The organism is Sphingomonas sp. NFR04 (assembly GCF_900114095.1).
Lineage (GTDB): Bacteria > Pseudomonadota > Alphaproteobacteria > Sphingomonadales > Sphingomonadaceae > Sphingomonas.
On record NZ_FORV01000001.1, the window covers coordinates 443646 to 466604 of the forward strand.

Sequence of the window (22959 nt, forward strand, 5' to 3'; positions counted from 1 at the left end):
GCCGGCGCGCGCGGCGCGATGCGCGTTCAACAACGGACTACTCCCCCTGCACAGGGCTGGCGACGCGTTCGCGGCGACTATCCTGCGCGGAGCATCAGGGGGGAGAAAATACGATGGAATGGACTGGTACGCGACCCGTCGAGTTCAGGGCCCCGGAGCGGGCGAAATCGACGCGATGGGGCTGGCTGTGGGCGTGGCTGCCGAGGATCTCTCTCGCCACGGCGTTGACCTGCATCACAGCGCGGATCCTGGTCTATCCGCTGCAGCATGACGAGCAATTCTATCTGCCAGCATCGATCCTGTTCCGGTTCCAGGATCTTTATCCCGGAATCGGGTTCAGCCATTTGCCGAACCTGCCGATCCTGCTGCACGGCGTTTTCGCGCTGGCACCGCATGGACCCTATCTGCTTGTTGGCAGGATCGTCATCATCGCCGCCTGGTTCGCGACCATTGCCGCACTGATCCTCGCCGGTCGCCGCTACGCCAATAGCGGGTTGCTGACGGCGCTGATGGTCGCACTGCTGGTCTGCAACCCCGGTCTGACGGACGCGACCGGCATGGCGGTGACCAACAACTTCATCGCCACGCCCTTCGCACTGTTCGGCCTGCTTGCACTACTGGAGGCGCTGGAGCGACCGGGCGGCTCGGCCCGGCAGGCCGCGCTGGCCGGGTTCCTGCTGGCCATCGCCATGGGGTTCAAGGCCAACTACGTGGTGCTGGCCCTGCCGGTGATCGCCGCTGTCCTGCTCTTGCCGCGGAGCGCCCCGCTCCACCGCCGCTTGCGCCGCACCGCGTTGCCGCTCGCGGCGGGAGCGCTGATCGGCGCCGCGCCGACCCTGTTGTTCCTCGCCGCCGATCCGATGGGCTTCCTTGCCCATGTCTTCCACTTCCACCGTGGCCCGCAGATCGCCTATTGGGACGCCCATGGGGATCCGTTTGACCCCAAAATCCTCAGCATGCCTGCCAAGTTGGCGCTGGCAGCCCGGCTCTGGCTTGGCGGGACCAACCTGATGCTGGTGCTGGCGCTGGCAGCCGTGTCCCCCCTCGCCTGGCCGCGCAGACGCCGCGACGCGACTCTCGCGGACGGCGCGGCGCTGATGCTGGCGGGTATCGTCGTCGTCACTGCGCTGGCGTCGTTCCTCCCGACGCCAGCGTTTCCGCAATATTACACGGCGCCGATTCCCTTCGCGGTGCTGCTGCTCGCGCTGCTCCATGGCCGTCTCGATGCGCCGTCGCGCGATGCGGCGCGGCCCTGGCTGATAGCAGCGCTGGGCGTGGCAGTGGTGCTCGGCGCGCCCGCGCTGCTCTCCACCCTCCCGCGCGCCGCCAGCATTTCGGCTTGGACGGGCGTTCGGGTCCATGCTGATGGCCGTCGGATCGCGCAGCTGGTCCGAGCGAACGGGCGCGGCACCATGGTGGTCACCCTGTCGCCGGTGCATGTGCTGGAGGGCGGGCTGACGATCGATCCCTCGCTCGCGCTGGGGCCGTTCGTATACCGCGCAGCCGACTGGATACCTGCGGAGGACAGGCGCCATTATCGCTTCCTCGCCTCGCCCACCACGATCGAGGCGCAGTTGGATCACCAGGTGCCGGCCGCCGTCCTCGTGGGCGCGGAGGGCGCGCTCGACGCCCCGCTGCTGCGCTATGCGCTCCGCCATGGCTTCGAGATGCACAGCGTCGACCTGCCGGGTGCCGGGTTCGAAGCGCCGCTCTTGCTTACGAGACCTCGCTTGGCGCCATCGCCCGGACGATCGCCGGCGGCGTCGCCGGGTTTCGCAGATCTCCAGGGTCCGCAGTTACCGGGCCCACATAGGCCTCGATGATCGGGGCGGGCCGCCGCTTCACCTGCAGGAAGATGCGTCCCAGATATTCGCCGATGATACCCAGGAACAGCGCGTTGAGGGTGATGCCCAACAACAGCAGCATCGTGGTGGTCGCGAAGCCGGCGGGCCAAGCCTGTCCGAACACCAGGCGCCCCAGGAGATAGACCGCGAGCAAGACCGTTGCACTGAGCCCGACCAACAGGCCAACGCCGGAGGCGACCCGCAACGGCACCAGCGAATGGTTCAGCACCCCATCGGTCGCCAGCGCCAGCATCTTGCTGAGCGGAAACTTGCTTTCCCCAGCCAGCCGGGCGGCACGATCATATTCGAAGCCGATCTGCGAAAAGCCCATCGAACTGATCAGCCCGCGCAGATAGGGGCTGGTGTCCCGCACCTGTCGAAGTTCGGCGAGCAGGCGCGCATCGACGAGGCGGAACTCGCCGGCATTCAGCGGCAGTTCGTCCTCGCTGAGCGCGTTGACCCCGCGATAGAACAGGCGTCTCAGCGCCGCCGTGAACCAGCCGTCGGACAAGGAACGACGCACGCCGTAGACGACCTGGTGCCCTTCACGCCAGAGCTTCAGCATGTGGGGGATCAGGCAGGGCGGGTCTTGAAGATCGCAATCGATCTGAACCGAACACGCCCCGCGCGCGTGCTGGTAGGCGACCAGCAGCGAGCGCTGATAGCCGACGTTGCGCGAGAAGCGGATGATCCGGACGCGGGGATCGTGCCGCGCGATCGCCTGCAGCCGCTGGAACGTCGAATCCGTGGAGTGATTGTCGGTGAAGAGGATCTCATAGTCATATGCTTCCAGCCCGGCGAACACCTGGCGGATCTCTCCATAGGCACGGTCGACATTGGCCTCCTCGTTGAAGGCCGGGACGAGGATCGAGACGAGCGGACGGCGGTCCATCATGCGGGCACCCGCTGCGTCATGGCCGCGATCATCCCCACCAGCCCTTCTCGCAAGCCGATTTTCGCCGCCCAGCCGAGCTTGGCGAAGGCTACCTCCGGCGAGCCCCACAGAATGGGATTGCCAAAGGCTTCCTTGGCGGGATCGCCAAAGCTGATCAGGTCGGCGCGCGCGCCGGTCAGCTCGACAGCGAGTTCGGCAACCTCGCGCATGCTCGGCGCCTCGCCCGTACAGAGATTCACGACAGCGCCGCCCTCGATCTCGCACCGGGCGAGTGCGCGCAAGCCTGCGACAACGTCGTCGACATGAACGAGATCGCGCCGCCAATGCGGGTGTCGCACCAGGCTTTCCCTGCCGTCCAGGCAGCGCTGCAGGATCCAGGGCAAGAAGAAGCTGTCGTCCTGGCCAACGCCATAGGTCAATCCCAGGCGGGCAGTGGCGATGCGGAACGGCAGTCGGGGCTGCAGGGCGGCGGCATAGTGGGTGGCCGCCACCATCGCCGTGGTATAATCCGCCAGCGGCTGTTCCCGCTGCCACTCGCGAGAGGGTGCCGCCCCCCTGCCATATTCAGCCAGCGACCCCGTGCGCACGAGCACGCGGGGTCGGGCCTCGTTCGCAGCCGTCAGCAGGTTGAGGAAGTTGCTCAGGTCTTCGGTCAGCCGCTTCGGACGTGCGATATTTCTTTGGTCCGCATCGCGACCGGTTCCACTGGCGAGATGGTAGATGATGCTGGGTCTAATCTTGAGCAGGCAGTCGCAAAGCGCGTCGAGATCGTCGAGATGCACCCGCGCCACATCGATGCCGGGCGACAATCGCCGTTCGTCCAGAAGACCGCGCGGGCGAACGAGCACGTGCACATCGTCGCCCTCCCGCGCATGCGCGATCGCCAGACGCGAGCCGATGAAGCCGCCCCCGCCGGTTATCAGAACCCGTTCTGCCATGCCTGCTTCCCCCCGCCCTTCAACCCACCAGGACCGGCTCCGGCAAAGGCACGAGGAAGCGGCCGCCACGGGAGGTGAATTCGGACTGCTGCTCGCGAATCTCGTCGAAGAAGTTCCACGCCAGCACCAGCAGGACGTCCGGTTGCTCGCGCGCGATCGCGTCCGGTGACAAGACCGGGATCTTCATCCCGGGCGAATAGAGGCCCTGCTTCAGGGGGTTGCGATCCACCAGAAAGTTGAGTGCATCGGTCCCGATGCCGAAATAGTTGAGCAGGGTGTTGCCCTTGGCGGGCGCGCCATATCCCGCGACCTTGAGCCCTTGCCGCTTCAGGTCCTCCAGCATCATGGTCAGATCGGTGCGCACCCGGCCGATCCGATCGGCGAATGCATCATAGGTTGCGGCGACCAGCATGCCGCCGTCACGTTCTTCGGCCAGCATCTGGCCTACTTCCGGCGTCGGTTCGGCAATGCCTGCCGGACGAAGAAACACGCGCATCGACCCGCCATGGATCGGCAGTCGCGTGACGTCGACGACGTCGAGCCCGAAGTAGCGGCCGAGTTCGGCGATCGACAACAGGCTGAATTCCGATACATGCTCGTGATAGACCGTATCGAACTCGTTCTTCTCGAGCAGATCCTTGGCCCAAGGCACTTCGATCACGAACACGCCGTCGTCGGCGAGAAGGCGCTCGATGCCTTCCATGAACAGGTGCAGATCCCCGATATGGTTGAACGTGTTGGTCGTGACGATCACCTTGGCCGGGCCGCGCTCCGTACGCAGCGCCTTGGCCACCGCCGGGTCGAAATAGGCGACGTGCACCTCCACCCCACGCCCGTTGGCGATCTCGGCGAGATTTGCCGCGGGATCGATGCCGAGCGTCCGGCAGCCTAGCGCGTTGCAGGCACGCAGCAGCAACCCGTCATTGCAGCCGATATCGACGATCAGCCCGCCCTCCGCCACGCGGGACAGGGTCGCGGCGAGCTCGTCGAAATGGTGGTGCATCGTCGTGGCCCCGGAGGGAACGTACAGATACTGTCGGAAGAAGTCGGCCGGAATCTGGTCGGCGACCTGGATCAGCCCGCAATGCAGACAGGCCTGGGTATTCAGCGCGAAGCTGGGCTGCGCTTCCTCCAGCTCGGACGGACGAACGAACATGTTCGCAGGCGGATGCGCGCCCAGCGGCAGGAAAAGATAGGGCTTCGGCGCCAGACAAGCGCGGCAATGATCAAGCTGTTCCATAATTGGCCCCCTTTGAATGTGATGGATCAGGCGCGGGTTCGAGCGCGGCCCGCGTGCGGAGATGCGACCCGGTGCGCGAATGCGGCGAACGATTGGTGAATTTGGCGGATCTGCGCGTCGTTCAGTCCATGATGGCAGGCGAGCAGAATGCCGCCCCGCATCACTGCGTCCGCGTGCGGATAGCCCGCCGGATCGACCCGGGCCTCCACATCGCGCATGGCCGGCTGCCGCAGGATATTGCCGGTGAAGACGACGCGCGTCTGGATATCGCACTGCTCCAGATGGATCTGCAGATCGCGGCGGGTGAACGGCGCATCCGGCTTCAACGTGAGCGGAAACGCCAGCCAGCCGGTTCGCGCCTCGGCAAGCTGGTCCGGCAGGATGAACCACTCGGCATAATCGGCAAAAAAGCTGTAGTGCCGCTCGAAATTCCGCTCGCGTGCGGCGATGTTGGCGCGCAGCTTCTCCAGCTGGACCAAGCCGAAGGCAGCGCCGATCTCGGATGGCTCCAGATTGAAGCCGAGTTCCTCGAACACGAACTTGGCGTCGTAGGGAATGCCCTGCAATTGAACGTTGAAACGTCGCTCGATGCTTTCGGAGTCGGCGAACAGCGAGGAGGAGCGCCCCCAGGAACGCAGCAACAGCCCGCGCTGCGCCAGCGCTTCGTCGTTCACGCACAGCATGCCGCCGTTACCCGCCGCGTTGATCACATGCGACCCGTAGAAGCTTGTCGTGCTGATCTCCGATCGCTTGCCGGTGCTCGTGCCCCGCAGCGTCGCACCGAGCGTATCGGCGCTGTCCTCCACGACAATCAGGCCATGGGCATCGGCCAGCGCGCGAATGCGGTCCCAGTCCGGCAGGTTGCCGATCAGCGACGGGATCATCATCGCGCGCGTCCGCGGCGTTATCATCGCCTCGATCGCGTTCTCGTCGATATTATAGGTTCCGGGACGGACGTCGACGAAGGCGGGCACGAGCCCCTTGCGGATGATCGGCGCGACCGTGGTCGCGAAGGTCAGCGCGGGGGTGATGACTTCGCTGCCGAGCGGCAGGTCGAGCAGCTCGAACGCCAGATAATTGGCCGACGAGCCTGAATTCACCATGATCCCGTGGCGTTTGGAGAAGAGCGCAGCCACCGCCTGCTGCATCCGCCGGACGGCATCGCCCATCTGGGTCGAGCCGCGAAGCACCGCGACGACCGCGTCGATCTCGGCTTCGCCGTGGACGCTCTGGCCATAATTCACCCGCATGATGAAGCTGTCTCCACTTGCTTGTTTAGACCTGTCTTGGAGAGGAGAGTGTCGCCGGCAGCCGAGAGGTAGCGCGCGATCTGCGCCTCGCTGAATGCCCGCATGTCGGCGCTTCCGGCGTAGAAGGCCCGGTACCAACCCGCCGTCAGATCCAGGGCAAGGTCCAGCGAGAGACGGGGCCTCCAGCCAAGCGCAACCCGGGCCTTGGTGCTGTCCAGACGCAGGATGCCCGCTTCCGGCGGGTGCTGGTTTCTCTGATCGAAGATAATGTCGAGGTCCGGTCCCCAATGGCGCCGGAAGGTCGCCACCAGGGTCTCCACATCCACAACGGCGTCGGCGTCGGGGCCGAAATTCCAAGCCCCCGCAGCTTCGGGATCGCCGCCGAGGATCCGAGCGCCGAGCATCAGATAGCCAGCCAACGGCTCCAGCACATGCTGCCAGGGGCGTATGCTGGCGGGGTTGCGGATACGCACGGGGGCGTTGCTCGTTGCGGCGCGGATCAGGTCCGGAATCAGCCGATCGGCGGACCAGTCGCCCCCGCCGAACACGTTGCCCGCGCGGACGCTGGCGATCTGCGGACTGTTGGCGCCGTGGAAGAAGGAGCGCCGGTAGGCGTCGACCACGATTTCCGCACAACCCTTCGACGCGCTATAGGGATCGGCGCCGCCGAGCCGGTCCTGCTCGCGATAGCCCCACACCCATTCGCGATTGTCATAGCATTTGTCGCTGGTGACGATCAGCGCCCCCCGCAGGTTCGGCATTCGACGCGCCGCGTCGAGCACGATCGCCGTCCCGGTCACGTTGGTGGCGAACGTCTCGACGGGCTCGGCATAGGATTGCCGCACCAGCGCCTGGGCGGCCATGTGGACGACGAGTTCGGGATCGCAATCCGCCACAGCCGCGTCGAACCCAGCCTGGTCGCGGATATCGGCAACGCGGTGGTCGACGAGAGTTTCGATGCCGGCAGCATCGAAAAAGCTGGGTCGGCCGTCGCCTATGGGGGGGAGTGCGACGGCCGTTATATCGGCGCCCAGTCGCCGAAGCCACAATGCCAGCCAGCCGCCCTTGAACCCGCTATGCCCGGTCAAGAGAATGCGGCGGCCGGCGAAGGCCTGTCGCAGCCGGCTCTCGTCCAACGGCAGCTTACCCATTGGTCAGGCCGACGGGGGCCGCGCCGACCGGCGCCATGGCGGGGCGCAGGTCCAGCCAGGGAATCTCGCCGGTGGCACAAAGCGCGCTGAGGTGATCCCGATCCCGCACCGTATCCATCGGGTGCCAGAAGCCGGTGTGGCGATAGGCGAAAAGCTCGCCGTTGCGCGCAAGCGCGGCCAGCGGCTCCTGCTCGAGCACATCCTCGTCGCCGGAAAGATAGTCCAAGACTTCCGGCTCGAAGACGAAGAAGCCGCCATTGATCCAGGTCTCGTGCTTCCGCACCTTCTCGGTGAACTCGGCGACACGGTCGCCCGCCAATTCCAGATTGCCGAAGCGCGCGGGCGGTTGCACCGCCGTGACCGTGGCGAGCCCGCCATGCGAACGATGAAAGGCGAGCAGCGCCTCCATGTCGATATTGCCGACGCCGTCGGAATAGGTGACCATGAAGGTCTCGCCGCCGATCCATTCGCGCAGCCGCCGCAGACGTCCGCCGGTCATCGTCGTCAGCCCGGTATCCACGACGGAGACGTTCCAGTCCACGGTGCGCGAGGGTCGCAGGGCGATGGCGCCATCCCCGACCTTGATGGTGAAATCGTTGGCCATGAAAGGCAGATCATGAAAGAACTTTTTCATCATCATGGCCTTGTATCCACAAGCCACGATGAAATCCTGATGGCCCCAGTGGCTATAAATGTCCATGACATGCAAGATGATCGGCTTTCCGTTCACCTCTACCATCGGCTTTGGAGTCGAAACCGTCTCCTCGGACAGCCTTGACCCGAAACCTCCTGCCAACAACACCGTTTTCATTGCCAGCCCCCCAGGCCTATGGTGAGCTTTTCTCACCTGACGCGGCCAGTATAGCTGCTGCAGCGCGCGGAGATGCATGCGCAAGCGGAGTAGCACCTAGCCTTTTGCATGATGGCGCAGACCCATTTGGTGCGGGCGCGCCGCCTCTTCATGGGGTTCCGGCCGGATAGCCCGGAAGAGGTACTCCAACGGACCGGCGTCGTCGGACTGTTATTCCGGCTGCCTCGGCCGAGACTGTGCTGATACCCATGCGACATGCATTCCATGCGCAACCGAGCTGCCCGCGAGCGACCAAGGATTTGTTTCCCGCTGTGCGGGGACGAGATCGGCGGGAGCCACTTGTCCGTCCTCGGACTTCTCAAGAGGCTGGACCGGAGCCGCTTCGACCCTGTCGTGCTCGTGGAATCTGCGGAAGGCAGGATCGCGAACCTGATGCGCGGTGCTGATGTCCGCGTCGAAGTGGCAGCCGCCGGCGCCGCGCTTCGCCATGGCAGGAGCGTCGGCTTGCAGGAGCTGGCGCGCATCGGCCGCTGCTCGGGGGCATTGGCGCGGCAGCTGGCTCGGCAAGGGATCGACCTCGTCCATCTGAACGATGGGCGGAGCTGCGCCACATGGAGCCTCGCTACCAAGATGTCGGGCGCGAAGCTCGTCTGGCACCACCGCGGCTCGCCAAATTCACGCGGACTCCGCCTCGTCGCTCCGCACCTTGCCGATGCGGTGGTGTCCGTGTCCCGCTTCGCGCTCGGTCCGGCCGAAAGGAAGCTTCGTCGGGCGCGCGTGGTCTACAGCCCGATCAGTGCCCAGCTCAGCCTGAACCGTACCGAGGCCCGGGCGCGATTGGTCACGGAGCTCGGATGCCCTCCCGAGACTTTCATCATCGGGTTCTTCGGCGTCCTGATTCCACGCAAGCGCCCCTTCGCCTTCATCGATGCGGTCGCCGCGATGCAGCGGATCGAGCCGGGAACGCCCGTGGTCGGCGCCCTTTTCGGCGAGCCGCTGGAAATTGACGAGTCCGCGCTGGCGGAACATGCCAGGGCCCGCGGCGCGGAATCCGCGATCCGGCTGATGGGCTTCCGCTATCCCGGCATCGACTGGATCGCTGGTTGCGACCTGCTCATGGTGCCCGCCGTGGACGAGCCGCTCGGGCGCACGCTGGCCGAGGCGATGCTGGTGGGCACGTCGATCGTCGCGACGCGGTCGGGTGGCAATGCGGAGGCGCTCGAAGAAGGGCGGTTCGGCACCCTCGTCGAACCCGATGATGCGGAGGCCATGGCGCGTGCCGCGCTCTCGCTTCGGGCGGACAGCGAGCGCCGCAACGCCGCCGTGCATGCGGCGGCGATCGCCGCCCATCGTCGGTTCGGCGAACAGCACCATGCGACTGCGATCATGGATCTGTACGAGGATGTGCTCGGCACCCGGTCCGGGGAGCGCCGATGGCGGTGACCGCGCCCAGCTCTCCTTTCGCCAGGCGGCGGCGAAATCTCAATCCTGCCGCGCGATGGCTGGCGCTGTACGGCGACGATGCGGAGATGCTGGTCAAGGCTGGCAGGGTTGTCACCGCGTTGTTCGTGCTGTTCGCCATCTATCTGGACCCGACCCAGCCCTCCAATTTCGTCCAGCAGGCCTATGCGATCCTGATCGCGTACGTGCTGTTCGCGCTGCTGAAGCTCTGCACCCGCCTGCTGCAGGGCATGGGCGATCTGGCGTGCACGCTGGTCGACACGCTGATGATCGGGCTGCTGGTGGAAGTCACCGGCGAACTGGAAAGCCCTGTCTTTGCGCTTTATTCATACGCCCTGATCTCGACGGCGCTACGCTGGCGATGGCGCGGAATTCTTGCCGTCGCGACAGCGCTGCAGGGTATCCTGATTATCGCCGCGCTGACCACTGCCCCCGACGGCGACCCCGAAACCAACTTCCTGATCCTGCGCTCGGTCTCGGTTTGGCTGACCGTGATCATGCTCGGCTATTTCGCTACCCACCGCGACCGCAGCAACGCCCGCCTGCGGGAACTGGCTTCCTGGCCGCACGACATCCTTGTCGAGGAAAACCGCCCCTGGTTCGCCTCATCGCTGCGGCACGCAGCCAGCGTGCTGAGCGCGCGGCAGATCGTCGTCATCTGGCGGGACCAGGATCAGGCAGAAACGCACATGGCCATGTCGTCCGATGGCTGCATGCGCTTTGAGGATGCCCCCGCCATCGTGGACGATTCGTTGTTCAACGATGCGCTGGGCCGAACGCTCAAGATCGTTCAGGGCAGGAGACGGCGCCTGATCGACGCCCTTATCGGCTCCGAATGGACCGCCGCCTTCGTCACGGGCTTTGCATCGATCCGCTTTCGCGGCGCCATCGTCGTCATCGACCCCGCCGTCACCGATCAGGACGCAATGCTGCTGATGCGGATCGTCGCGTCGCGCATTGCGATGGAGCTCGAGCAATTCGCGTTGATCCAAGAACATGTGTCGACCGCCGCGATCAAGGAGCGCATGCGGGTCGCCCGCGACCTCCACGACAGCGTCCTCCAGGACCTCACTGCCGCAATCCTGCAGATCGACGCCGCGGAGCGTGCGCTGCACGGGGCGCCGCGTGAAACCCTGGCCCGGACATCGGATGTGCTCCGCCAGCGCCAGCGGAGCATCCGACGTCACGTCGCCGGCACGCCCTCGATGCCTGATTGCCACCACCATCTCGCGGATCAGCTGAACCTGTTCGCCCATCCGCTCAGGGCGCAGTGGGACTGCAATCTGTCGCTCAAGGTAGATCCTCCCGATCTGACCGTGCGGGAGCCCGTTCTCGCCGAGCTCTGCCTGATGATCTCGGAAGCCACGGCGAACGCGGCACGGCACGGCGCCGCCACTGCGGTGGATATCGCGGTCACCGGACGCGGTCATCTCGTCGACGTAATGATCCGGGACAATGGCAATGGCGGCCGGCGAGACACGCTGCCAAGGCCGCGATCGCTGGAAAGCCGCGTGACGGACCTGGGCGGCAGAATGGATGTCACCGCGACCGATGGTGCGCTGCGCGTCCATCTTCAGATTCCCACCGCGGAGTGCGTGGGATGACGACGATCGTTATCGCAGACGATCACCCGCTGATCCGCCGCGGCCTCCGCGATCTCATTGCCGGAAGCACGGATATCGGCGTTCTGGCGAGCTGCTATGACGGGCGGGATACGCTCGATGCCTTGGCACGGCATCAGCCCGATCTGGCATTGCTGGACGTGGCGATGCCAGATCTGGACGGCCTCGAAGTAATGAGCCGGATCGCGCGCAACCGCTGGCCGATCCGCGTGATCCTCTTGTCCGGATGCATCCATGCAGAGCAGGTTGTCCGGGCCATCGCGGCGGGCGTGCACGGCATCGTGCTCAAGGATTCACCGTCCGCGGATCTGCTCTCGTGCTTGGCGCGCGTTGCCAAGGGCGGCCGCTGGCTCCCGCATGCCATCGTCCAGCCCGCAATCCGAGAAACCGCGGAGGCCACGAAAGTCAGCGGCGGGTTCGACATGCTCACCGCACGGGAGCGTTCGGTGGCAGAACGGGTAGCCGCCGGACTGTCCAACCGGGAGGTGGCCGACCAACTTGGCCTGGCGCAAGGGACCGTCAAGATTCACCTGCACAGCATCTATGCGAAACTTCAGGTCGACAACCGCACAGCGCTTGCCATCGCCGCGAGCAGGCGACCCGGCGTCCGGGCGCAATATCGCGACTAGCCACATCGGGCCAACTGCCTCCCAAGAGGTATATCCCGCGATAGATTTGTCGGCGCCGTTCCTGGCCTACAAACGTGCCCGCGCCCGAAGCGATCGGCGCGTTTGCATTGGTGAGGAAGATGCTGGCGCAACTTTGTGACTTGGAATCGATCCTGCGCTGCCCGGTCAGCTTGCACCCGCTGGTCCGCGACGGCGATGTGCTGCGCAGCCACGCCGGCGCCCAATGCTATCCTGAGGTCGGCGGCACCCCGGTATTGATCGATTTCCGGTGTTCGGTCCGAAAGCGAGAAGAACTGCTTGCACAGGCTGCCCAAAGCGCGATCGCGCGCCCCAGCCATCGCGGCGTTCTTCACCACGTCAAACGCCTGGTTTCGCCGGAGAAAGAGTCGACCAGGCGAAACATCGATCGCCTGATCCATGCGTTGCCGCGTCGTGGCGGGGCAACGGTGCTCGTCATTGGCGGCGGGACGATCGGACAAGGCCTAGGCGCGCTCTACGACGATCCCGACCTTCGGGTGATCGCCTTCGACCTGTACGCCTCGCCCAACGTCCAGTTCGTCGCCGATGCACACCAGATTCCGCTGGCCGAGTCTTCCTGCGACGCCGTGGTGATTCAGGCGGTGCTGGAACATGTGCTGGAGCCGCAGCGGGTCGTCCAGGAAATCTGGCGCGTGCTGAAGCCGAATGGCCTCGTTTACGCCGAAACACCGTTTCTGCAGCAGGTGCACGAGGGCGCCTATGACTTCACCCGCTTCACGGAAAGCGGCCACCGCTATCTGTTCAAGCAATTCGAGATGATCGATTCGGGCGTCAGTGGCGGACCGGGAACGCAGCTCATCTGGTCTCTGGACTATTTCGCCCGCTCCTTGTTCCGCTCGAGATTGGCAGGCAAAATGTGCAAGCTGGCTTTCGCCTGGCTACGCTTGTTCGACCAGTTCATACCCCCGAGCTATGCCTCGGACGCGGCAAGCGGGGTCTATTTTCTAGGAAGGCGCTCCCTCGTCACTGTCGATCCCGACAGCATCATCGATTTCTATCGCGGCGCTCATTGCTAGGCATGTTCCACGGCATTGCCTTCACCCAAGCGCCCCGCATCCTGGGGAACTTCGCCATTTCGGGGTAGCCATCGGCCCTGCCGGTCCGGCGCGTAGCCGCTTTGCGATGACGGCGTTCGGCACGGGTTACCCCCTTTGCTCGCCTTGTTGAGAAAAATGCGGTTCGGCTAACATCGCAGCCTGAGATGGATAATTTCCAGGGAGCGGACGGTATGAACTCTTCATATATGCGGGCAGCGGCAGCCGCCGTTGCACTAATTGCCACCCCTAGCATCGCGAGCGCTTCCACGGTTATCTCGCAGAAATGCGTGTCCGTGTCCTCTTCGTCGGGCTGCCTATTCGAAGGCGACATCACGAGCGATCCTGATGCAATGAACGCGAAGAGCTACATCAACGCTCAGAACGCATATAATGCTTTCCTTCACGCGATGGGAAGCGGAACTCCCGACATCGCGCTTTCCTTCCTTTTCGATACGAGAACGACGCCCGGCCTGTTTACCGGCAAGGCATTCGGGTCATGGTCGACGCCCGGCTTCCTGGTGGACTATGTCGCGGTCGGCGCCGGGCCCAATTTCGTCCTCTACAAGATCGCTCCAACCAGCAGCGGAAGCTGGAGCACGATGGATATTCCGTACGAGAGCAACCCCCGCGAAGCTTCACACTTGGTGTTCTTTGGCACCGAGTCGGGTGCTGTACCCGAACCGGCCAGTTGGGCGATGATGATCGCCGGCGCTGGTATCGCCGGTGCAGCCTTGCGCCGTCGCCGCAGCGAAAAGATGCGGTCCGCGTGTGCCTGATGTGCCGGAGGCCTGAATCCTCAACGGAAGGGTCTGTTTAGAGCCGCGTTCACCTGGGCGTCCATCCGCCGGATTGCTTGAGCATCATCGTCGCGTGCGGGATTTCATCGCATGCCGGCGTAGGCGGGAGGAGGCTGCTGCGGATGCTGCCCTCTCGCCGCCGCTCGGATGCGGTGATTTCGGGGCGCGCCTGCCGCGTCTCGAGCGGCGCCGGCCTTGCGGACGAAACTGCAGATCGCTGCCGTCGTGGCTGGGACCGTCCACCCGGAACCAGGCACGACGGCAGTTGCCCTCACTCCCGCGACAGCGCCGCCACCCGCAACATCGCCAGCGCCGCCAGCAGCAGCGTTCCGCTGGCGAATGCCATGGTCCAGATCGGCTCCCCGGGGAAGAAGCGGTTCATGATCGAACCCATCACCGTCGCCACGAGCAGCTGCGGCACGACCACGAAGACGTTGAACAGCCCCATATAGATGCCCAGCTTGGCCTGGGGCAGGCTGGAGGCGAGAATCGCATAGGGCATGGCGAGGATCGACGCCCAGGCGATGCCGATGCCGATCTCGCTGGCGATCAGCCATTGGGGGTCGCGCACCAGGAAGAAGCTCGCATAGCCCGCCGCGCCGCACAGCAGCCCGAAGATATGCGTGCGCGCCTTGCCGAAGCGCGTCGAGAGCAGCGGCAGCAGCGTCAGCGCCGCCACCGCCGCGACGCCGTTATAGGTGGCGAACAGCACGTCCACCCAGTTGGCGCCTTCCTGATAGCCGGCGCTCTTGGGATCGGGCGAACCGTAAAAGGCACCCGCTACGATCGGGGTGGTGTTGATCCACATGATGAACAGCGCCGACCAGCTGAAGAACTGCGCCACCGCCAGCCGCTTCATCAGCACCGGCATGCCGGCAAAATCGCCGACGATATGGCCGAGCATGCTCGCCCTACCCGCCCGCGACCGCAGGACCGCGACGATCTGCGCCAGGCCATAGGCAGCCAGCAGGCCGCCCAGCAGATAGACTTCCTTCTCCAGCGCGAACCGCCAGACGCCGATCACCACCAGCGCGCCCAGAACGATCCACGACAGCCCCGCCGTCGGACGGCGTGCCGCGAGCAGCCGCACCGCCGCGTCATGATCCTCGACCGCCGGACCGTCGAAGGCCGCCATCTCCGCCGGGCTGTATTCGCGGGTGGTCAGCACCGTCCACAGCACCGAGCAGAACAGCGCCGCACCACCGAACCAGAAGGCGTAGCGCACCGTATCGGGCACGCCGTGCGCCACCGCCGCATTCGAGACGCCGAGATGCTCGAGCGCCCAGGGGAAGATCGACCCCAGTACCGCGCCCATGCCGATGAAGGCGGTCTGCACCGCATAGCCGGCGCTGTGCTGGTCCTTGCGCAGCATGTCGCCGACGAAGGCGCGGAACGGCTCCATCGAGATGTTGAGCGAGGCGTCGAGCACCCAGAGCAGCCCCGCGGCAAACCACAAGGCCGGGCTCTCCGGCATCAGCAGCAGCGCGAGCGCCGCGAGAATCGCGCCGCCGAGAAAATAGGGGCGCCGGCGCCCGAGCCGCCCCAGCCAGGTCTTGTCGCTGAGGTGCCCGATGATCGGCTGGACCAGCAGCCCGGTGAGCGGCGCCGCCACCCACAAGGCCGGCAAGTCGTCCAGCCGCGTACCCAGCGACTGGAAGATCCGGCTCATGTTCGCATTCTGCAGCGCGAAGCCGATCTGGATGCCGAAAAAGCCGAAGCTGATGTTCCACAGGCCCGCGAAGGACTGGCGCGGCTTCTCCACCCTCATGCCCCGCACGACTTGCGGACGATCAGCTTGGTGGGGAGCAGCGCCGGACCCACCGGCCGCTCGCGGATCCGCCCGATCAGCGTCTCCACCAGCGTGCGGCCCGCGAGCCGGGCATCCTGCATGACGGTGGTGAGCGGCGGGCTCGCCGAGCTCGCCGCGGGAATATCGTCGAAACCGATCACCGAAACATCCTCTGGAATGCGCTTGCCCGCGGCCTGGAGCACCCGCATCGCGCCGATCGCGATCAGGTCGCTCGCCGCGAGGATCGCGTCGAAATCCGCGCCGCTATCGAGCAGCGCCTGTGCTGCGGCCGCCCCGGACTCCTCCGTGGTGATCGCGTCGATCTGCAGCGCCGGGTCGGCGACAAACCCCGCCCCGGCCAGCGCTTCGGCATGGCCGCGATAGCGCTCGTGAAACTCGGGATAGTGGCTCGACGCCGTACCCAAAAATGCAATGCGCCTGCGACCGAGCCCGAGCAGGTGCCGCGTCGCCTCCGCCCCGCCGCCGCGATTGTCGCAGCCGATGGTCAGCCCGGCGCCCTCGGCAAGGACCGATCCCCAGCGGACGAAATGGGTGCCGGCGTCCTGCAGCGCCTTGAGCCGCGCGCGGTACAGCTCGAAATCGCCATAGCCGAGCAGGATCAGCCCATCGGCCTTGCGCGCATCCTCGTAATCGGTGTGCCAATCGCTGGAGAGCTGCTGGAAGCTGATCAGCAAGTCGTGATTATGCTCGGCACAGGTTCGGATGATCGAGCCCAGCATCGAGTGGAAGAAGGGATTGATCAGCGAGTCGTCGGAGGTCGGATCCTCGAAGAAGAGTAGCGCCAGCGTCTGCGAATGCCGGGTCCGGAGATTGGAGGCTGCCTTGTCGACCCGGTAGTTCAACTGCTTGGCAATCGACTCGATACGTAGCCGCGTCGCAGGGTTCACCCCCGCCTCGCCGCGCAGCGCGCGCGACACGGTCGGCTGCGAGACGCCCGCGAGCTGGGCGATGTCGAACGATGTAGGCTTGCGCTGCATGCCCATTCTGGTCCCTCCACGGCGTGCGGGCGTCTTCCCCGCATCGCATATTATGCATGAGCGCAGCAGGACCGGCCCGTCAATCGGGCGACTGGTGCCAAAAGGCCATAGCGGGTCCGAAACGGGGCTGAATACGTATGTGAGCGGCTGGCCTCCATACCCCCTTTTGCAAGATTGAATGCAGCACTGCGCAGATCCGGCGCATCCCGCATGGGGCGGGCATCCATCCGGCCACCCACGAGCCGGGGTAGAGACAAAGATTGGGGAGAGACACGTTGCTCAGCCACTTCCGCGGCCGTCGCGCCGCTCGCATCGCTCTCGGCGCCAGCGCCGCCGCGATTGCCTTCAGCTTCACCACCGCCGCCTTCGCGCAGGACAGCGGCACCCCCGCCGCCGACGCGCAGGATAACGGCCCCGGCGAGATCGTCGTCACCGGCTTCCGCGCCGCGCTCGCCAGCTCGGCGAACATCAAGCGCAACAACACGATGATCGTGGACTCGGTCTCGTCCGAAGACATCGGCAAGCTTCCCGACGTCTCGATCGCGGACTCGCTCGCGCGCATTCCGGGCGTCACCGCGCAGCGCCTCGAGGGCCGCGACCAGCGCCTGTCGATCCGCGGCCTCGGCCCCGACTTCTCCACCACGCTGCTCAACGGCCGTGAACAGGTTACCGTCGGCGACAATCGCGGCGTCGAGTTCGACCAGTATCCGTCGGAATTCTTCAAGAACGTCAACGTCTACAAGTCGGCGGACGCCTCGCTGATTGCGGCCGGTATCGCCGGCACGGTCGACCTGCGCATGCTGCGCCCGCTCGCCCAGTCGCAGCGCACCTTCGTTGTCGCCGCGCGCGGCCAGATGAACGAGCAGAAGAAGCTCAATCCGGACGGCACCCGCTACGGCTATCGCGCCTCGGCGACCTATGTCGACAAGTTCGCGAACGACACGCTGGGCATCGCGATCGGGCTCTCCGCGCAGAACACGCCCACCCAGATCGAGCGCTACGCCGCCTGGGGCTTCCCGGCCGAATCCAACGCCGGCAACAACCTCTTCCTCGGCGGCGCCAAGCCCTATGTGCAGTCGAACCTGCTCAAGCGCTATGGCGGCGTTGCGACGGTAGAGTGGGAGCCGAGCGAGAATTTCCACTCGACCTTCGACGGCCTCTATTCGCGTTTCGAGGAAACCCAGCGCCTGCGCGGCATCGAGTTCCCGATTGCGCCGGCCTATGGCTCCAATGCCACGATCCAGCCGGGCTACACCGTCCAGAACGGCCTGGTGACTGCCGCGACGATCTCCGATGTCGTCGCCGTGCAGCGCAACGACTATAACCAGCGCAAGGCGGAGAACATCTCGCTGGGCTGGAACAACGACTTCAAGCTGAGCGACAGCATCCACTTCGTCGTCGATGCCAGCTGGAGCCACGCCACCCGTACCGACTTCCTGCTCGAGACCTATTCGGGCACCGGCTACAACCAGTCCGGCGTCAAGGACACGATCAAGATCAACCAGAATGCGAACGGCACCTACAGCATCGTGCCGACGCTGGACTATACCAACACGGGCGTGATCAGCCTTACCGATCCGCGTGGCTGGGGCTATAACGGCACCCAGTCGGTGGTGCAGGCCGGTTTCCTCAACCGTCCGGACTTCGAGGACGACCTCAAGTCGCTGCGCGCCAGCTTCAACGGCGAGTTCAGCGGCAGCATCGTCAAGAGCTGGGAAGTCGGCGGCAATTTCAGCCGTCGCGAGAAGCAGAGCCGCTACACCTCCTACTTCCTCTGCCCGCCGGGCGCCGGCACCGGCTGCACGATCGCCAGCGGCACGCCGACCAGCTTCGCAGTGCCTTCGGACGCGGTGCTTGGGCAGCAGGTGGCGCTCGCCTATCTCGGCGTGCCGAAGATGCTGACCTATGATCCGCTCAAGGTCTATGGCCTGCTGCGGCCGGTGTTCGACAATCGTCCCGGCTCGCTGGTGCGCGACAACACCGTCACCGAGAAGGTCTATACCGGCTATGCCAAGCTGACGATCGACGGCACCGTCGGTGGCAAGGCGCTCAAGGGCTCGCTCGGCCTGCAGGTGGTGCACACCGACCAGGGCTCGTCGGGCGCGATCGCCGCGCTGAACGGCGGCGTGGTGACCGTGGCGCCGGTCGCGGACAACACCAAGTACACCAACTTCCTGCCCTCGGCGACGTTCAGCCTCGAACTCGTCCCCACCTTCTACGTCAAGATGGGTGCGGCGCAGACGATGGTGCGTCCGCGCCTCGACCAGGAGCGCATCACCCAAGCGGTGAATGTCGACCTGTCGAAGCTCGGCCTGGGCAGCCTGCCGCAGAACAGCCCGTTCAGCTCGGACGGCGGCAATTTCCGCCTGCGTCCCTACCAGTCGACCAACATCGACATCTCGCTGGAAAAGTATCTGCGCGGCGGCGGCTATCTCTCGGTGGCCGGCTTCTACAAGCACCTGACCGACTTCGTCGATCCGAACAACAGCACCCTGTACGACTTCTCGGCGCTGCTCAACGCCCTGCCGCCTGCGGCCCAGGCGATCGTGCGGGCGCAGAACGCGCAGTTCGGCCTGGTGAAGACCCCGGACAATACCGGCCGCGGCGACATCCTCGGCGTGGAGGCCACCGCGTCGGTGCCGTTCAGCATGTTCGCACAGGCGCTCGACGGGTTCGGCGTCTTCGCCAGCGGCTCCTATGTCGACAGCCGCGTCGTCTATGGCAGCAACCCGAACACGCCCGTCACCCTGCCCGGCCAGTCAAAGTGGATCGCCACCGGCACCGCCTATTACGAGAAGAACGGCTTCCAGGCGCGCGCCACCTATCGCTGGCGTGACAGCTTCCTGGCGGAGCTGGCGGGTCTCTCGGCCAATCCGGAGTTCCGCACCGGCAAGTCCGAAGGCGTGCTGGATGCCCAGATCGGCTATGAGTTCCAGACCGGTCCGCTGAAGGGTCTGGCGATCCTGGCGCAAGCCAAGAACCTCACCGACGCGCCGTTCATCACCACCGAGGCGGGCGATACTCGCCTGGTGCGCGAATATCAGCGCTATGGCCGCGATTATTATCTCGGCATCACGTACAAGTTCTGATGTTCGGCGGCCCGGTCTCTTCGCGGAGACCGGGCCGATCCATCGGCACCGGAGGGGGAGCGCCATGGCAGTCGCAGCACCATATCGCATCGTCGTCGCCGGCGGCGGCACGGCCGGATGGATGGCCGCGGCGGCGCTGGTCCGCTTCCTCGGCCCCGGCTTCACGATCACGCTCGTCGAATCCGACGCGATCGGGACGGTTGGGGTCGGCGAGGCGACCATCCCGCAGATCCGGATGTTCAACGCCAGCCTCGGCATCGACGAGGACGCCTTTGTCGCGGCCACCCAGGCGAGCTACAAGCTGGCGATCGAGTTCGTCGGCTGGACCAAGGGCGGCCGCTACATGCACGCCTTTGGCGATGTCGGCCGCGACAACGGCCTGCTCGCCTTCCGCCACACCTGGCTGCGCGGGATGGCTGAAGGCGTGGCCGAGCCGCTGGCCGCCTATGCGCTCAACAATGTCGCCGCGCTTGCCAACCGCATGCAGCGCGGCCCTGCCCGCACCGCCCGGGTACTGCCGGAAATGCCCTATGCCTTCCACTTCGACGCCGGCCTCTATGCCCGCTTCCTGCGCACCTATTCCGAAGCGCGCGGCGTGGTGCGGCACGAGGGGCGGATCGAAGCCGTCATCCGCAACGGCGAGGACGGCGACGTGGCGGCGCTCCACCTCGACGGCGACCGCCGCATCGAGGGCGACCTGTTCCTCGACTGCACCGGCTTCCACGCGCGGCTGATCGGCGAGGCGATGGGCGTCGGCTATCAGGACTGGTCGCACTGGCTGCCCTGCGACCGCGCGCTCGCGGTGCCGAGCGCGCGCGCCCGCGATTTTACCCCCTATACCCGCGCCACCGCCCACGACGCAGGTTGGCAGTGGCGGATCCCGCTCCAGCACCGCACCGGCAACGGCATCGTCTATTCCAGCCGACACCTCTCGGACGACGAAGCCGCCGCCCGGCTGCTCGCCGCGCTGGACGAACCCGCGCTCGCCGATCCGCGCCCGATCCGCTTCCGCACCGGGCGGCGCGACGCGGCATGGGCAGGCAATGTCATCGCGCTGGGCCTCGCCAGTGGTTTCCTGGAGCCGCTGGAATCGACCAGCATCCACATGATTCAGTCCGCCGTGGAGCGCGTTCTCAAGCTGCTCCCCGGCCGCCGCCCAATCGCGCCGCTTCGCGACAGCTACAATCTGCAGGCCGCGCACGAGGCTGAGCGCATCCGCGATTTCCTGATCCTCCATTACTGGGCCAACGACCGGGACGCGCCCTTCTGGCGCGAACGGCGCGAGGTTCCTCTGCCCGACGGCCTTGCCGAGAAGATCGCGCTTTGGCGCGGCACCGGCGAGATCGTCCGCGAAGAGGGCGACCTGTTCAGCGACGTCGCCTGGCTGCAGGTGCTGGTCGGCCAGGGCGTCACCGCACGGGGATATCACCCGCTCGCCGATCAGCCGCCGCGCGCGCAGATCGCCGAATATCTCGACCTTCTCGCCAAGCTGAATGCGCGCGAAGTCGCGCAGATGCTCCCCCATAGCGACTTCGTCCGCGCGCACGGCGCTGCGGACGCGGAGATTGCCGCATGATCCGTTCGACTGCCCTCACCCTGCTCGCCGCCGCGCTAGCCGCGACGCCGGCCATGGCGCAGACCTATCGCGACCGCCTGCCCGAGGACGAGGTGCTCTACTTCCTCCTCCCCGATCGCTTCGACAATGGCGACACCGCCAATGATCGCGGCGGGCTGACCGGCGACCGGCTCGTGACCGGCTTCGATCCCGCGTCCAAGGGCTTCTACCATGGCGGCGACCTGAAGGGCGTGCTGAACCGGCTCGACTATATCCAGGCGCTGGGCGCCACCGCGATCTGGGTCGGGCCGATCTTCAAGAACAAGCCGGTGCAAGGGCCGAAGGGGCAGGAATCGGCCGGCTATCACGGCTATTGGATCACCGATTTCACCCAGGTCGATCCGCATTTCGGCACCAACACCGAGTTCAAGGCACTCGTGGACGCGGCGCACAAGCGCGGCATCAAGGTCTATATGGACATCGTGGTGAACCACACTGCGGACGTGATCCAGTTCAAGGAGTGCGGCGACTGTAGCTATCGCAGCCGCGCCGACTATCCGTACAGCCGCAAGGGCGGCGTCGCCGGGGCAGCGATCAACCCCGGCTTCGCGGGCGATGGCGATCATAGCGCCGCGAACTTCGCGAAGCTCACCCGGCCAGACTATGCCTACACGCCCATCGTCCCCGAGGCGGAGCGGAACGTGAAGGTGCCCGCCTGGCTCAACGACCCGATCTACTACCACAATCGCGGCAACTCGACCTTCGCGGGCGAGAGCTCGACCATGGGCGACTTTGTCGGGCTCGACGACCTGATGACCGAACATCCGCGCGTCGTCACCGGCATGATCGACATCTTTGGCGGCTGGATCGATCGCTTCGGCGTCGATGGCTTCCGCATTGACACCGCGCGCCATGTGAACCCGGAATTCTGGCAGGCCTTTGTCCCGGCCATGCTCGCCCGCGCCAAGGCGAGGGGCATCCCGAACTTCCACATCTTCGGCGAGGTCGCCGATCCCGAGGTGGCGGCGCTCGCCCAGCATACCCGCGTCGACAAGTTCCCGGCGGTGCTCGACTTCGCCTTCAACCAGGCGGTGATCGACGTTGCCGGCGGCAAGGGTACGGACCGCCTCGCCAAGGTCTTCGCGGCGGACGTGCTGTACGAGGGCGGCGAAAAGACCGCGCATCGCTTGCCTACGTTCGTCAGCAACCATGACGCCGGCCGCGCTGCCACCTTCATCCGGCAGGCCAATCCGAAGATCGGTCAGGCCGAATTGCTGCAGCGCGTGCAGCTCGCCCAGGCGATGCTGCTGCTGCTGCGCGGCGTGCCGACCATCTATTCGGGTGACGAGCAGGGCTTCGTCAGCGACGGCAACGACCAGGATGCCCGCGAGGACATGTTCGGCAGCAAGGTGGCGAGCTACAACGACAACAAGCTGCTCGGCACCGACGCAACCACCGCCACGCCGAGCTTCAACGCCGGTCACCCGCTGTTCCGCGAGATCGCCATGCTTGCCCGGCTGCGCACCAGCCACCCGGCCCTCACCCGCGGGCGCCAGGTCACCCGCTTCGCCAGCGACAAGCCCGGCCTGTTCGCCGTCTCGCGCTTCGATCCCAGGACCGGCGCCGAGACCGTGATCGCCTTCAACACCAGCCCCGAGGTCTGGACCGGCAACATCCAGGTCGAGACCGGCTCCACCAGCTTCCGCACCCTGGCGGGCGCCTGCCCCGCCAGCGCCGCTGCTCCCGGCAGCCTCACCCTTTCCCTTCCCGCATTCGGCTATGCCGTCTGCGCGGCCGGAGCCTCCAAGTGAACC

At 65.8% G+C, this 22959-nt stretch carries 17 protein-coding genes; 9 read left to right on the forward strand and 8 right to left on the reverse strand.

Annotated features, from left to right (window positions below):
- Positions 1-113: 113 nt before the first annotated feature.
- Positions 114-1823, forward strand: coding sequence for a hypothetical protein (locus BM009_RS02010; protein WP_175487861.1), 1710 nt, complete (start codon positions 114-116; stop codon positions 1821-1823).
- Here the strand turns inward: BM009_RS02010 and BM009_RS02015 are convergent.
- From BM009_RS02015 to rfbF, 6 genes are read right to left on the reverse strand one after another with little or no spacing between them, the layout of a single operon-like run.
- Complete coding sequence (locus BM009_RS02015) at positions 1717-2739, reverse strand: glycosyltransferase family 2 protein (protein WP_093293238.1); 1023 nt, start codon at positions 2737-2739, stop codon at positions 1717-1719. The two genes, BM009_RS02010 and BM009_RS02015, sit on opposite strands and share 107 nt — an antisense overlap.
- Entirely contained in the window at positions 2736-3677 is a 942-nt protein-coding gene (locus tag BM009_RS02020) for an NAD-dependent epimerase/dehydratase family protein (protein WP_093293240.1), read from the reverse strand. The genes BM009_RS02015 and BM009_RS02020 overlap by 4 nt, the downstream gene beginning before the upstream one ends.
- A 19-nt stretch (positions 3678-3696) precedes the next feature.
- Positions 3697-4917 carry a class I SAM-dependent methyltransferase gene (locus tag BM009_RS02025; protein ID WP_093293242.1) on the reverse strand — a complete coding sequence of 407 codons (1221 nt, stop codon included), beginning with the start codon at positions 4915-4917 and terminating at the stop codon, positions 3697-3699.
- Positions 4918-4943: 26 nt separating this feature from the next.
- Entirely contained in the window at positions 4944-6167 is a 1224-nt protein-coding gene (locus tag BM009_RS02030) for a DegT/DnrJ/EryC1/StrS family aminotransferase (RefSeq protein ID WP_093293244.1), read from the reverse strand.
- Positions 6158-7318 (reverse strand): CDP-glucose 4,6-dehydratase, encoded by a 1161-nt coding sequence (rfbG, locus tag BM009_RS02035; RefSeq protein WP_093293246.1) that lies wholly within the window; start codon positions 7316-7318, stop codon positions 6158-6160. Before rfbG ends, BM009_RS02030 begins: the two co-directional genes overlap by 10 nt.
- Complete coding sequence (rfbF, locus tag BM009_RS02040) at positions 7311-8129, reverse strand: glucose-1-phosphate cytidylyltransferase (protein ID WP_093293248.1); 819 nt, start codon at positions 8127-8129, stop codon at positions 7311-7313. Before rfbF ends, rfbG begins: the two co-directional genes overlap by 8 nt.
- Before the next feature lie 339 nt (positions 8130-8468).
- Here rfbF and BM009_RS02045 point away from each other — a divergent pair, with 339 nt between their 5' ends.
- The 5 genes from BM009_RS02045 (at position 8469) to BM009_RS02065 (ending at position 13693) form a co-directional block, all read left to right on the forward strand.
- On the forward strand, positions 8469-9572 hold the full coding sequence (locus tag BM009_RS02045) for a glycosyltransferase family 4 protein (protein WP_254772109.1): 1104 nt from the start codon (positions 8469-8471) through the stop codon (positions 9570-9572).
- Positions 9563-11194 carry a sensor histidine kinase gene (locus tag BM009_RS02050; protein ID WP_093293252.1) on the forward strand — a complete coding sequence of 544 codons (1632 nt, stop codon included), beginning with the start codon at positions 9563-9565 and terminating at the stop codon, positions 11192-11194. The genes BM009_RS02045 and BM009_RS02050 overlap by 10 nt, the downstream gene beginning before the upstream one ends.
- Positions 11191-11841, forward strand: a complete 651-nt coding sequence (locus BM009_RS02055; protein WP_093293254.1) for a response regulator — start codon at positions 11191-11193, stop codon at positions 11839-11841. The genes BM009_RS02050 and BM009_RS02055 overlap by 4 nt, the downstream gene beginning before the upstream one ends.
- A gap of 74 nt (positions 11842-11915) precedes the next feature.
- Positions 11916-12896 carry a class I SAM-dependent methyltransferase gene (locus tag BM009_RS02060; protein ID WP_217644153.1) on the forward strand — a complete coding sequence of 327 codons (981 nt, stop codon included), beginning with the start codon at positions 11916-11918 and terminating at the stop codon, positions 12894-12896.
- 185 nt (positions 12897-13081) lie between these two features.
- Positions 13082-13693, forward strand: a complete 612-nt coding sequence (locus tag BM009_RS02065; protein ID WP_254772110.1) for a PEPxxWA-CTERM sorting domain-containing protein — start codon at positions 13082-13084, stop codon at positions 13691-13693.
- 292 nt (positions 13694-13985) lie between these two features.
- On the opposite strand, the gene BM009_RS02070 is transcribed toward BM009_RS02065, so the two are convergent.
- Both BM009_RS02070 and BM009_RS02075 read right to left on the reverse strand, forming a co-directional pair.
- Positions 13986-15482 (reverse strand): MFS transporter, encoded by a 1497-nt coding sequence (locus BM009_RS02070; protein ID WP_093293256.1) that lies wholly within the window; start codon positions 15480-15482, stop codon positions 13986-13988.
- On the reverse strand, positions 15479-16507 hold the full coding sequence (locus BM009_RS02075) for a LacI family DNA-binding transcriptional regulator (RefSeq protein WP_093293258.1): 1029 nt from the start codon (positions 16505-16507) through the stop codon (positions 15479-15481). Before BM009_RS02075 ends, BM009_RS02070 begins: the two co-directional genes overlap by 4 nt.
- Positions 16508-16812: 305 nt before the next feature.
- Here BM009_RS02075 and BM009_RS02080 point away from each other — a divergent pair, with 305 nt between their 5' ends.
- From BM009_RS02080 to BM009_RS02090, 3 genes are all read left to right on the forward strand, one after another.
- Positions 16813-19590, forward strand: a complete 2778-nt coding sequence (locus BM009_RS02080; protein WP_254772165.1) for a TonB-dependent receptor — start codon at positions 16813-16815, stop codon at positions 19588-19590.
- Positions 19591-19654: 64 nt separating this feature from the next.
- Positions 19655-21166 carry a tryptophan halogenase family protein gene (locus tag BM009_RS02085; RefSeq protein WP_093293263.1) on the forward strand — a complete coding sequence of 504 codons (1512 nt, stop codon included), beginning with the start codon at positions 19655-19657 and terminating at the stop codon, positions 21164-21166.
- A complete protein-coding gene (locus tag BM009_RS02090) occupies positions 21163-22956 on the forward strand; it encodes an alpha-amylase family glycosyl hydrolase (protein ID WP_093293265.1) in 1794 nt (597 codons plus the stop codon). The genes BM009_RS02085 and BM009_RS02090 overlap by 4 nt, the downstream gene beginning before the upstream one ends.
- Positions 22957-22959: the final 3 nt, after the last annotated feature.